The sequence below is a fragment of the Nonomuraea sp. NPDC049158 genome (assembly GCF_040648335.1).
Classification (GTDB): domain Bacteria; phylum Actinomycetota; class Actinomycetes; order Streptosporangiales; family Streptosporangiaceae; genus Nonomuraea.
This window is the reverse complement of the sequence record NZ_JBEZDM010000023.1, coordinates 33,029-44,876: the sequence shown is the minus strand read 5'-3', so window position 1 is coordinate 44,876 and position 11,848 is coordinate 33,029. Positions and strand designations below refer to the sequence as shown.

Here is an 11,848-nt window from a genome sequence, read left to right as displayed (position 1 = left end):
CGGGCTGAGCCGTAAAAAAATATGAGTCTTAAATCAGCCGACGACAACCTCAGGCTCGCCGTCGAGCTCGATGCCCATCGAGTCGGCGATGCGCAGGGCCTCGTCGATCAGCGTCTCCACGATCTGCGACTCGGGGACCGTCTTCACGACCTCGCCCTTGACGAAGATCTGGCCCTTGCCGTTGCCCGACGCCACGCCCAGGTCGGCCTCGCGAGCCTCGCCCGGCCCGTTGACGACGCAGCCCATCACGGCCACCCGCAGGGGCACCTTCAGGCCCTCGAGCCCCGCCTGCACCTGCTCCGCCAGCGTGTAGACGTCGACCTGCGCCCGCCCGCACGACGGGCACGAGACGATCTCCAGCCCGCGCTCGCGCAGCCCGAGCGACTCCAGGATCTGCGTGCCGACCTTGACCTCCTCGACCGGTGGCGCCGACAGCGAGACGCGGATGGTGTCGCCGATGCCCTCCGCCAGCAGCGCGCCGAACGCGACCGCCGACTTGATCGTGCCCTGGAAGGCCGGACCGGCCTCGGTCACGCCCAGGTGCAGCGGGTAGTCGCACTGGGCGGCCAGCAGCCGGTACGCGTTGATCATGACGACGGGGTCGTTGTGCTTGACCGAGATCTTGATGTCGCGGAACCCGTGCTCCTCGAACAGGGAGCACTCCCACAGCGCCGACTCGGTCAGCGCCTCGGGCGTCGCCTTGCCGTACTTCTGCAGCAACCGGGGGTCGAGCGAGCCGGCGTTGACGCCGATGCGGATCGGCACGCCGTGATCGGCCGCGGCCCGCGCGATCTCGCCCACCTTGTCGTCAAATTTCTTGATGTTGCCGGGGTTGACGCGCACTGCCGCGCAGCCCGCCTCGATGGCCGCGAACACGTACTTCGGCTGGAAGTGAATGTCGGCGATGACCGGGATCTGCGACTTGCGGGCGATGACGGGCAGCGCGTCGGCGTCGTCCTGCGACGGCACGGCCACCCGCACGATCTGGCAGCCCGAGGCGGTCAGCTCGGCGATCTGCTGCAAGGTGGCGTTGATGTCGGCGGTCACCGTGGTGGTCATCGACTGCACGGAGACCGGCGCGTCGCCACCGACCGGGACGCCGCCGACCATGATCTGGCGGGAGTGCCGGCGTTGGGCGAGCGGCTTGGGACGGACCGTGGGGATGCCGAGTGCTACAGAAGACATTTCAACCCTTGAGTTTCGGTAACGGTATCCAGTGTAGGTAGCCCGTGGGACTGCCGGGCTGTGAGCTCCGTCCCAGGTCTCATCCGCCGGCCACGCTCCGTACGAGCTCGCTCGCCCGGGCACGGGCCCAGGCGTCGGCGGCGAGCACCTCCTCGACCGAGTCCGCGGGGGTCACCCGGTGCTCTTCGACGACCTTGGCGACCGTGTCGACGATCGCCGGGAACGGCAGCCCGCCGCCGATGAACGCCTCCAGGCACGCCTCGTTGGCCGCGTTGTAGACGGCGGGCGCGGTGCCGCCCTCGGTGCCGACGTGCCTGGCCAGCGCGACGGCGGGGAAAGCCTCGTTGTCGAGCGGCTCGAAGGTCCACTGCTGGGCCCGGGTCCAGTCGATGGGGGCCGCGGCGCCCGCGATCCGCTCGGGGTGGCCGAGCGCGAGCGCGATGGGCAGCCGCATGTCGGGCGGGCTGGCCTGGGCGATGGTGGAGCCGTCGATGTACTCGACCATGGAGTGGATGATCGACTGAGGATGCACCACGACCTCGATCCGATCGAAGCCGATGTCGAACAGCAGATGCGCCTCGATCACCTCCAGCCCCTTGTTGACCAGGGTGGCCGAGTTGATGGTGATCATGGGACCCATGGACCAGGTGGGGTGCGCCAGGGCCATCTCGGGCGTGACGTCGAACAGGTCGGCGCGCTTGCGCCCCCTGAACGGCCCGCCGCTCGCGGTGATGACCAGCCGCTTGACCGCCTCGGGCCGGTGACCGTCGGGGCCGCCGGCCCACAGGCACTGCTGGACGGCCGAGTGCTCGGAGTCGACCGGCAGGATCTGCCCCGGCGCGGCCAGCCGCTTGACCAGCGGCCCGCCGATGATCAGCGACTCCTTGTTGGCCAGGGCGAGTGTCCGCCCCGCCTCCAGCGCGACCAGCGTGGAGGTCAGGCCGAGCGCGCCGGTGATGCCGTTGAGCACCGTGTCGCACGGCCAGGCCGCCGCCTCCGCGACCCCTTCTGGGCCCGCGAGCACCACCGGGCTCGCGCCGCGCGCCGCGAGCGCCTCCTTCAGCGCCGGCACGGCGTCGGCGTCGGCCACGGCCACCACCTCGGCGCCGTGCTCGGCCGCCTGCTCGGCCAGCAGCTCGACCTTCCCGCCACCGGCCGCGAGCCCGGCGACCCTGAACCTGCCCGGGTCGGCGCCGATGACATCGAGTGCCTGGGTGCCGATCGAGCCGGTGGAGCCGAGGACGACGACGGAGCGGAGGGTGTCTGCGTGCACCCGTCCATTGTCCCCGCTGCCGGAAGCGACCCGGCACGCGGCTCCCCCGTCCCTGAATATGGCAACGCCTGTGACACCAGATATTCATCTACATCAATGCCCAAATTTCCCCATATCCGTATGAGCAAATCCCGAGAAATCCGGAGATTGGGGCCACTACCTTCCGACCTCAGATCCGGGATTTCGGGAGGTACGTAATGCACCGCAGAGTCGCTCTGCTTTCCATCCTCACCCTCGCCGCCGGGGGCACCCTGCTCCCGGCCGGGCTCGCGCAGGCCCAACCGGGGCCCAAGCCCGCCCAGAAGGCGGCCGCCGACTCCACCTCCGAACAGAAGGCCGTGCTCCGGTACTGGACCCCGCAGAAGATGGAGGCGGCCCAGCCACTCGACGCCCCCGCGCCCAAGAAGCAGGCCAAACCGGCCATGGGCGCCCCCGGCGAGCCCACCGCGGTCCCGCCCACCAGCGCGCCGGGCAACACGGCGCAGGCCGCCAACAGCGGCGGCTCCGCCTGGACCCGCGGCGGCGCGATCACGAAGACGACCGGCCGCGTCTTCTTCACCTATCAGGGACGCAACGCCTCCTGCTCCGGCTCGGCCGTCACCAGCGCCAACAAGAGCGTGGTGCTCACCGCGGGCCACTGCGTCAAGATGGGCGGCGCCTTCCACACCAACTGGGTGTTCGTCCCCGGCTACGACAGCGGCAGCCGCCCGTACGGCACCTGGGCGGCCACCAAGCTCCTGACCACCCCGCAGTGGAACGCCGGCGAGGACATGGACTTCGACGTCGCCGCCGCCGTGGTGGCGCCGCTGCAGGGCAAGTCGCTGACCGACGTCGTGGGCGGCCAGGGTGTGGCGTTCAACCAGGCGCGGCGCCAGCAGATGTACGCCTTCGGCTACCCGGCGGCGGCCCCGTACGACGGCTCGAAGCTGACCTACTGCGGCGGACGCGCGTTCGACGATTTCCTGATGTCCAAGGATCAGGGTCTGACCTGCGACATGACCGGTGGTTCGAGCGGTGGTCCATGGTTCCAGAATTTCAATGAAACGACCGGCCTCGGCACGCAAAACTCCGTCAACAGCTTCAAATACAACTTCGCCGCTAAATGGATGTTCGGCCCTTATTTCGGGTCAGAGGCCCAAGCCGTCTACCAAGCCGCCCAGAGCACCAACGCCCTCTGAAGCCATTCACCGAAAGTAGTCACAAGAACACATCTTGTGGTGCACACTCGGGGGTCATGAGCCTGAGCACCCCCTTGCTGACAGCCGTGCCGCTCGTCACGGGGCTGATGGGCCCCGCGCTCATCGGCGCCATGCCCGTCCAGCACCACGACTCCGCCCATACCATCGCCAAGCGGGTCGTGCACCCGGCCAAGCGGACGGAGGTGGTCGAGCACGTGGCCGCCCGCAGCCCCGCCGAGCAGCGGCGCGTGCTCGACTACTGGACCCCGGCCCGGATGGCCGACGCCCTGCCGATCGACATGCTCGGCATCGTGACCAAGCGTGACGGCCTGCTGGGCGGCCTCGCCAAGAAGACGGGGATCGCCGCCGCACCCGGCTTGACCGGCGAGAAAGTGACCGGCGAGAAGGTGACCCGCGAGAGCGAGAAGGCCAGGATCCCCGTCCCCCGCCTCCAGTCGGCCCGGCCCCTGACCACCACGTCCGGCTCCCGCTGGCTGACCGGCGGCGCGGTGACCCGCACCACCGGCCGCGTCTTCCTGACCGTCAGCGGGATCGACTTCGTGTGCTCCGCCAGCACGGTCAAGAGCGCGAGCAGGGACCTCGTGGTCACGGCCGGCCACTGCGTCAAGGACGGCACCGGCGAGTGGGCGGCCAACTGGCAGTTCGTGCCCGGCTACCGCGACGGCGGCGGCCACCCCTACGGCCAGTACGCCGCCCGCCGCATGTTCGTCACCGGCCCGTGGGCGCACTCCGCCGACGACAGCTACGACGTGGGCATGGTGGCTTTGACGACCGCGGAGAGCCGGCATGTCACCGACGTGGTCGGCGCCCAGCAGATCGCCTTCAACGCCGCGCGCGGCGGCCAGACGTTCGGCTTCGGCTTCCCGGCCGACCCGCCCTACGACGGCGAGCACCTGGTCTACTGCGCGGGCCGCCTGCACGGCGACCCCTACAAGCAGACCCGCGACCAGGGCCTGGGCTGCGACATGACAGCGGGCTCCAGCGGCGGCCCGTGGCTGTCCGGCTTCGACCCCGCCACGGGCACCGGCGAGATCACGTCGCTGAGCAGCTTCAAGTACAGCGACGACCAGCGCACCATGTACGGCCCCTACTTCGGCGACGCCGCCAAGGCCCTGTTCGACACGGCCCAGCGGGCGTAGTCAGAGCGACAGGCCGGTCAGCACCATGACCTTCTCGTAGGTGTAGTCCGTCATCGCCGAGTGCAGACCCTCGCGGCCGATGCCGGAGTCCTTCACGCCGCCGTACGGCATCTGGTCGGCCCGGTACGACGGCACGTCGCCGATGATCACGCCGCCCACCTCCAGCTCCCGGTTGGCCCGGAAGGCCGCGTCCAGCGACCGCGTGAACACCCCGGCCTGCAGGCCGTACCGGGAGGCGTTGACCATCGCGTACGCCTCGTCGATGTCCGCGGCGGGCTGCAGGACCATGACCGGCCCGAACACTTCCTCGCGCAGCACTTTGGCGTCGGCCGGCACGTCGGCCAGGACGGTGGGCGCGTACGTGGCCCCCTCACGGGTGCCGCCCGCGAGCACGCGGGCGCCCCCGTCGACGGCCTCCTGGACCCACTGCTCGACGCGTTCGGCGGCGTGGACCGAGACCAGCGGTCCGACCTGCGTCTTCTCGTCGGCCGGATCGCCGGTGACGAGCCCGGCGACGGCCGGGAGCAGGCGCTCGACGAACGCGTCGTAGACCGGCTGCTCGACGATCACCCGCTGCACGGCGATGCAGCTCTGACCGGCCTGGTAGTTGGAGAACAGGGCGACGCGCTGGGCCGCCCAGTCGAGGTCGGCGTCGGTCAGCACGACGGCCGCGGCGTTGCCGCCGAGTTCGAGCGTCACGTGCTTGCGCGGGATCTGGTCGGCGATCGCGTAGCCGACCGGTGCCGAGCCGGTGAACGACACCACCGGCAGCCGGGGATCGTCCACCAGGACGGAGGCGCGCTCGTTCTCGACCGGCAGCACGGAGAACATCCCGGCGGGCAGGTCGGTCTCGGCCAGAATCTCGCCGAGCAGCAGCGAGGTGAGCGGCGTGGCGGGCGCCGGCTTGACGATGATGGGCGCGCCGACGGCGATGGCGGGCGCGACCTTGTGGGCGACCAGGTTCAGCGGGAAGTTGAACGGCGTGATCGCGAGCACCGGCCCGTACGGCAGACGGGACACGTACGCCAGGCGCCCGGCGGCGGCGGGCTCGGTGTCGAGCCGCTGCACGCCCCCCGACCAGCGGCGGGTCTCCTCGGCGGCGAAGCGGAAGGTGGCGATCGCGCGGGTGACCTCGCCCCGGGCCCAGAAGATCGGCTTGCCGTTCTCGGCGGTGATCAGGTGGGCGATCTCGTCGGCCCGCTCCGCGATGCGGCGCGAGACGTGGGCCAGCGCTTCGGCGCGTACGTGCGCGGGGAGCGCGGCGGCCTGCCCGGCGACCGCGTGGGCGGCCGCGATGGCCTCCTCGACCTGCGCTTCTGTCGGCACGGAATAGCGGCCGACGTCGCGACCGTCATGGGGGTTGGTCACGGTGAGCTGGGAGTCGCCGGTGGCTGGCCGGCCCGCGAGCCAGAAGGTACGCACGTCCATGTTCCCGACGTTATGCCAAGCCCACGATCGGGGACGTACACCACCGTGCACAAGACCCCCACCAGACCTCACCGTTACGTACAACCTCCCTTGCCTACCCAGGATGTAACAGAAGTAGACCTAATTCGGGATGTTTACCATGCAGGGCGGTTTGAACTTTCTCCCGGCTGGCTAAGTCACCGTGTGCGGGTCCTCAGCGCGGCGGGCCCCCGACGCAGAAAGGCGTGGCCCCATGACCTCCTCGGCGCCTCTCGGGCTCCAAGGCGCCTACTTGCTCGGTGAGCGGGCCACCCATGACGAACTGCGTTCCCGGCTTCTCGACGTCGCGGTCAATCTGCTGCTCAGCGACGGCCCCGAGAGCTTGACCATGCGCAGGATCGCCACGGAGGCCGGTTGCACGACGACCGTCATCTACACGATGTTCGGCAACAGGGAAGGGCTGGCGGAGGCCCTCTACCTGGAGGGATTCGAGCGCTTCCGGCGCTTTCTGGACGCGGTCCCGCAGCGGCGGGACGCCCTCGAGAACCTCACCGCGCTCGGCCCCGCCTACCGTCAGGCGTGTCTGGCCGAGCCCGGTTACTACAGCTTGATGTTCGAGCGGGCGATCCCCGGTTTCGAACCCAGCGAGCGGGCCAGGACATTGGCCCGCGCGGCGCTCAACATCCTCGACCGGGTGATCGCCGACTGCATCTCCGCCGGATACCTCGTCCCGACCCAGCCACGTAAGATCGCCGACGCGCTGTGGGCCGCCGCCCAGGGCGCGATCAGCCTGGAGCGGGCCGGTCACCTGCGTGACGGCCGCACCTACGAGGCGGTCACGACGGCGACGATCTGCTGCTATCTGGTGGACAAGCCGAAGAAATAGCCGCCAGCGCGATCCAGAGCTCGGCACGCACGCCGGGATCGTCCAGGTCCCGGCCCAGCAGTTCGGTGACCCGCTTCATGCGGTAGCGGAGCGTGTGGCGGTGGATGCCGAGCCGCTGGGCCGCCGCGTCCCAGTGGCCGTTGCTGCCGATGTAGGCGCGCAGCGACTCGATCAGGTCGGCCCGCGAACCGTACCTGCTGAGGGGCGCGAGCAGCGCCGACGCGAACGCCTGGGCGGCGGCGGGGTCGAGCAGGGTCAGCAGCCCCTGGCCGGCGAGGTCGGCGAACCTGACGAGGCCGTCACGGCCGCTCTCGAAGGCCCGCCTGGCCTGGTCGAGCGCGCCGGGCAGCTCAGCGTACGCGCTGGGCCCGCTCATCCCGACGGTCCCCTCGGCGAGCGCGGCCACTTTCTCGGCCTCCGCCGCGGCCACGAGCACCACGACCGGCGATCCGGGCGGAGCGGCGTAAGGGCCGCGGCCAGCGAGCGGGGCCGCTTCGGGCAGGCGAGCGGTGAGCGGGGCCGCTTCGGGCAGGCAGGCGGTGAAGGCGTGCGGCTCCACCGCGTCGAGCGCGTCGCCCGCCACCGCCAGCACCACCACCGGCTCCTCCGGCAGCCGCCCACCGAGCGGCGCCAGCACCGCGCGCGCCCGCTCCACAAATGCCGGCTCCATACCTGCCCGCTCCGCGCGCCCCTGCCCCTTCCCCCCGTCCAGCAGGAGCCCCAGTACGGCCGCGCGCACCCGCCGCTCGGCCTCCCGCTGCGCGCCGCCCTGTTCGACGGCCAGGGTGAGCAGCGATCCGGCCGCGTTGATGACCGTCTGCGTGACGGGCGAGAACGCCCGGGACGCCCCGACCACGAAGAACCCGCGCGGCCTCGGCCCACCGCCCAGCGGCTGCAGGACGACGTGCTCGTCCGGCCCGGAGAGCGCCAGGCTCGCGGGTGGCCGCCCGTTCGCGCCACCGCCCCGCCAGACACCGTGCTCGCCGCGCAGCCGGGCCAGTTCGCGGGCCGCCGCCTCGGCCTTGGCGGCGCGGGTGGCGTGGCGTACCTCGCCGTGCTCGTCCAGCAGCGCGGCCCAGCCGCCGACCTCCTTGGCCAGCCGGTCGATGACCGCGTACGGGCCCTCGGTCCGCAGGGCGGCCCGCGTGAGGCGGCCCTGGGCGGCGAAGGCGCGGGTGATCTCGTCGTACTGCTCGGCGGCGAGCAGGTCGCTGACCGCCTTGCCGATCGCGATGAACGGCGTCTCGCGTGGCACCTCCAGCAGCGGCAGCCCGGCCGCGGTGGCCGCCTCCAGGAGGGCGGGCGGCACCTCTTGGTGCGAGAGCCCGACGCCGAGGGCGAGCCCGGCCACGCCCCGTGCCACGAGGCGGGCGACATATGGCGAAAAGTCGCCTTCCAGGCGCATACCCGTGGTCAGGAGGAGCTCGTCGCCCTCCAGGTAGGGTGTGGGATCCTCCAGCTCGCTGACGGCCACCCAGCGCACGACCGAGTCCAAGGTGCCGACCAGCGGCCGCAGCCCGGTCCGTCGCACCACGGTCCGCAGCGAAGGCGCCATACGAGTTGTCCATTCCGGCAAAGACGGGCACCCCAGTGTGACATATCGACGCATCGGGCCAGGTGAGCGCCCGGCGTACCGTCGGGCCTATGAGCATTCCGCAGGAGCGTCGTCTCGTCACCGCGATCCCAGGCCCGAAATCGCAGGAGTTGCTGGCCCGCAAGCAGGCCGCCGTGCCCCCGGGCATCGGCACCGCGCTGCCGGTCTTCGTGACGCGCGCCGGCGGCGGCGTCGTCCAGGACGCCGACGGCAACTCGCTGATCGACTTCGGCTCCGGCATCGCCGTGACCAGCGTCGGCAATGCCGCGCCCAAGGTGGTCGAGCGGGTCCAGGAGCAGGTCGCCGACTTCACCCACACCTGTTTCATGGTCACCCCGTACGAGTCGTACGTGGAGGTCTGCGAGAAGCTCAACGAGCTGACCCCCGGCGACCACGACAAGCGCACGGTCCTGCTGAACACCGGAGCCGAGGCCGTCGAGAACGCCGTCAAGATCGCCAGGCACGCCACGGGCCGCCCGGCGGTCGTCGTGTTCGACCACGGCTACCACGGCCGCACGCTGCTGACCATGACGCTGACGGCCAAGAACATGCCCTACAAGCAGGGCTTCGGCCCGTTCGCGCCAGAGGTGTACCGGGTGCCGCTGGCCTACCCGTTCCGCTGGCCGACGGGTCCGGAGAACTGCGCGGAGGAGGCCGCCGCGCAGGCCATCGACATGATCGTCAAGCAGATCGGCGCGGAGAACGTCGCCGCCGTGGTGATCGAGCCGATCGCCGGCGAAGGCGGGTTCATCGAGCCGGCCAAGGGCTTCCTGCCGAGGATCGCCGAGTTCTGCCGGGACAACGGCATCGTGTTCGTCGCCGACGAGGTGCAGACCGGCTTCGCCCGTACCGGGCAGATGTTCGCCTGCGAGGACGAGGGCATCGTGCCCGACCTCATCACCACCGCCAAGGGCATCGCGGGCGGCCTCCCGCTCGCCGCCGTCACCGGCCGCGCGGAGATCATGGACAAGGTGCACTCCGGCGGTCTCGGTGGCACGTACGGCGGCAACCCGGTCGCCTGCGCGGCCGCGCTGGGCGTGCTGGAGACCATCGCCGAGGAGGACCTGGTCGCCAAGGCCCGCCGCATCGGCGAGATCATGCTCCCCCGGCTGCACGCGCTGCGTGAGCGCTTCGACGTGATCGGCGACGTGCGCGGCCGTGGCGCGATGATCGCCGTCGAGCTGGTCCAGCCGGGCACGAAGGAGCCGAACCCGGCCGCACTCGCCGAGGTCGTCCGGCGCTGCCACGCGGAGGGCCTGCTGGTGCTCACCGCGGGCACGTACGGCAACGTGCTGCGCTTCCTGCCGCCACTGGTCATGCCCGAGCACCTCCTTGAGGAGGGTCTCGGCATCCTGGAGAAAGCTTTCGCTGAACTGTAGGAAACGCGCGAAACGGGCATCCAGCTTGTGGCTGGATGCCCGTTTTTGTAGGTGTAAGGCGTGCGAGCCGGGTAGAGAATTCACCCGGGCTTGACGCTGCCCTAGACGATCAGGAGCACGCCCGGGCTTATAACGGATCCGGTATACGAGTGGCCTACCGCTGCTGGGAGCATGATGAACTGGGGTCCGACAGGAACGGCACAGAGAATGTTGACGTTCGACCCTGATGGTTTGAGCCGGGCACAGCTCGAGGGCGAAGCCTGCGTGGTCTGCCACAAGAGATGGCCCAGGCCGCGCGTCCGCGTCGGGCGCTTCCCCGACGACTCTCCCGTGCTGGCCTGCGCCGACTGCGCCGAAGCACTCACCCCGGCGCCGATGGCCACGGTGGTCGCCTTCCCATCGCGCTAGAGACGCCCTCTCGCACATCGACCAGCACGCCGACGCGTTCGGCGTCGAGCCGATCCGCACCACCACGCCCGATCCCGGTCATGAGCGGGCCGCTCGGGGCACCACGCCAGCTCCTCCAGCAACGAGCCCACCGCCACCACCGCCCTGCCTCGGACGGTAGGACGTGATCCCTCACACAACCCAGGCCCGAATCACGAACCCCCAGCTCAGCCACTCTCTCAGAAGGAGCTGCACCCTAAAGCGTCGCCGGTGATGCCCCCGCTATCCAAAAAGCGCAGAGGATCAGCGGATATTGCCGGCCGCTGTGTGCGGCCAGCTAAACGGCATTGGGTAAGCAGCCTGCGGTGATTCCGTCGATCCATTGAACCTCTGAACATCGGCGGATACGGGATAGCCGCCGATCCGGCAGCTCACCAGAATCGTACGAGGAGACCATAGATGGGAGAAAAGGATGCGGTTCCGGCGAACTATTATGATTCTCGCAGTGGCACTAGGGCTCCTCATACCATGGGCCTCGGCGGCGTCGGCAGCACCGGATACATCGACCGCCTCGGCTGCAGCTGACTGCAACGGGTACGAGCCGTACTCCTATCCTCCGGGCCAGAACGGAGATGTGATCTCCGGAATCGGCGGATGCGGCAACCAAGCCGTCACGGTGGAGATCTGGATCGACGTGCCTGGGCCCGACGTAAGAGCAGGCTGCTGCACTCGATCCGTCAGCCCGGTCACCGCATACGCCTACTGCAGCAGGACCGGCTCCGGAAACTACTACACGCTGGCCAGGACACCGGTCGGCGACAGAGAATCCGCGCGAAAGTGGCTTTGCTAGCTGGTACCGCCCAGGTGAACGGCTGCGTCCCGCACCCCACATGTGGGGCGCAGGACGCATCTTGATGCCAGACGAGGGTCTTGGGCACGCGGCCGATCCCGCGGATCAACGACCACATGCCCGAGTAGATGTCGCCGCCTTGGCGGCTCGGAATCATCACGGCGGACATGAACCGGGAGAGTCCGAGCGTCATCACCAGGGTGCCGCCGGCCAAAGACTGTTCTTGGCAGGAAACCGGGCGAGATGTCCAGCGAGCGCATGCGCATGAGCATTATTCGGATAGTTCGCCCCGTACAACGACGATAGGCTCATGTCGATAAGAGTCCGGGTCGCACCGAGGATCCGTCACGATACGAAAAGTTCGTCTATCGTCCCGTGCGGCCAGCAACCCCAGCGGGGTCTTTCGACACCGAGTCCGGAGGTCCGAATGAGGAAGTCGGCTTCCGTTTCCTGTTGGTGGCCGCGATGGTAGACGATATTCGCATCAACGGATACGCGACCAGTCGCTGCGAGACGGTGAACTCGCACGCTCAATGGGGTCACTTCGAG

The 11,848-nt window shown here is 69.7% G+C and carries 9 protein-coding genes and 1 pseudogene; 5 read left to right on the top strand and 5 right to left on the bottom strand.

Annotated features, from left to right (window positions below; genetic code table 11):
* Positions 1-33: 33 nt before the first annotated feature.
* Together ispG and dxr are read right to left on the bottom strand one after the other, a co-directional pair.
* Positions 34-1,185, bottom strand: coding sequence for a flavodoxin-dependent (E)-4-hydroxy-3-methylbut-2-enyl-diphosphate synthase (gene ispG / locus AB0B61_RS37595; RefSeq protein WP_358442498.1), 1,152 nt, complete (start codon positions 1,183-1,185; stop codon positions 34-36).
* 79 nt (positions 1,186-1,264) lie between these two features.
* Positions 1,265-2,458: a 1-deoxy-D-xylulose-5-phosphate reductoisomerase gene (dxr, locus tag AB0B61_RS37590; RefSeq protein ID WP_358442495.1), complete on the bottom strand. Its 1,194-nt coding sequence runs from the start codon at positions 2,456-2,458 to the stop codon at positions 1,265-1,267.
* A 197-nt stretch (positions 2,459-2,655) separates the two neighbouring features.
* On the opposite strand from dxr, the gene AB0B61_RS37585 reads away from it, so the two are divergent.
* Positions 2,656-3,636, top strand: coding sequence for a peptidase (locus AB0B61_RS37585; protein WP_358442493.1), 981 nt, complete (start codon positions 2,656-2,658; stop codon positions 3,634-3,636).
* 56 nt (positions 3,637-3,692) lie between these two features.
* Positions 3,693-4,796 (top strand): hypothetical protein, encoded by a 1,104-nt coding sequence (locus AB0B61_RS37580; RefSeq protein ID WP_358442490.1) that lies wholly within the window; start codon positions 3,693-3,695, stop codon positions 4,794-4,796.
* Here the strand turns inward: AB0B61_RS37580 and AB0B61_RS37575 are convergent, their stop codons facing one another.
* Positions 4,797-6,224, bottom strand: coding sequence for an aldehyde dehydrogenase family protein (locus tag AB0B61_RS37575; RefSeq protein WP_358442487.1), 1,428 nt, complete (start codon positions 6,222-6,224; stop codon positions 4,797-4,799).
* 232 nt (positions 6,225-6,456) lie between these two features.
* Here AB0B61_RS37575 and AB0B61_RS37570 point away from each other — a divergent pair, with 232 nt between their 5' ends.
* Entirely contained in the window at positions 6,457-7,089 is a 633-nt protein-coding gene (locus AB0B61_RS37570; protein WP_357654602.1) for a TetR/AcrR family transcriptional regulator, read from the top strand.
* Here AB0B61_RS37570 and AB0B61_RS37565 read toward each other — a convergent pair.
* Positions 7,040-8,644 carry a PucR family transcriptional regulator gene (locus tag AB0B61_RS37565; RefSeq protein WP_358442484.1) on the bottom strand — a complete coding sequence of 535 codons (1,605 nt, stop codon included), beginning with the start codon at positions 8,642-8,644 and terminating at the stop codon, positions 7,040-7,042. The two genes, AB0B61_RS37570 and AB0B61_RS37565, sit on opposite strands and share 50 nt — an antisense overlap.
* 89 nt (positions 8,645-8,733) lie before the next feature.
* Between AB0B61_RS37565 and gabT the strand changes: the two genes are divergently transcribed.
* Positions 8,734-10,062, top strand: a complete 1,329-nt coding sequence (gene gabT / locus AB0B61_RS37560) for a 4-aminobutyrate--2-oxoglutarate transaminase (RefSeq protein WP_358442481.1) — start codon at positions 8,734-8,736, stop codon at positions 10,060-10,062.
* Positions 10,063-10,293: 231 nt separating this feature from the next.
* On the top strand, positions 10,294-10,470 hold the full coding sequence (locus AB0B61_RS37555; protein WP_358442478.1) for a hypothetical protein: 177 nt from the start codon (positions 10,294-10,296) through the stop codon (positions 10,468-10,470).
* 881 nt (positions 10,471-11,351) lie between these two features.
* On the opposite strand, the pseudogene AB0B61_RS37550 reads toward AB0B61_RS37555, so the two are convergent.
* Positions 11,352-11,498, bottom strand: a pseudogene (locus AB0B61_RS37550) (IS21 family transposase); the annotation flags it as partial.
* Between the last annotated feature and the right edge of the window lie 350 nt (positions 11,499-11,848).

Bases quoted from the DNA above. Each gene is read 5' to 3' on its own strand.
- AB0B61_RS37585 (WP_358442493.1), top strand. From the start codon at position 2,656: ATGCACCGCAGAGTCGCTCTGCTTTCCATCCTCACCCTCGCCGCCGGG.
- AB0B61_RS37570 (WP_357654602.1), top strand. From the start codon at position 6,457: ATGACCTCCTCGGCGCCTCTCGGGCTCCAAGGCGCCTACTTGCTCGGT.
- AB0B61_RS37575 (WP_358442487.1), bottom strand. From the start codon at position 6,224: ATGGACGTGCGTACCTTCTGGCTCGCGGGCCGGCCAGCCACCGGCGAC.
- AB0B61_RS37580 (WP_358442490.1), top strand. From the start codon at position 3,693: ATGAGCCTGAGCACCCCCTTGCTGACAGCCGTGCCGCTCGTCACGGGG.
- ispG (WP_358442498.1), bottom strand. From the start codon at position 1,185: ATGTCTTCTGTAGCACTCGGCATCCCCACGGTCCGTCCCAAGCCGCTC.
- gabT (WP_358442481.1), top strand. From the start codon at position 8,734: ATGAGCATTCCGCAGGAGCGTCGTCTCGTCACCGCGATCCCAGGCCCG.
- AB0B61_RS37565 (WP_358442484.1), bottom strand. From the start codon at position 8,644: ATGGCGCCTTCGCTGCGGACCGTGGTGCGACGGACCGGGCTGCGGCCG.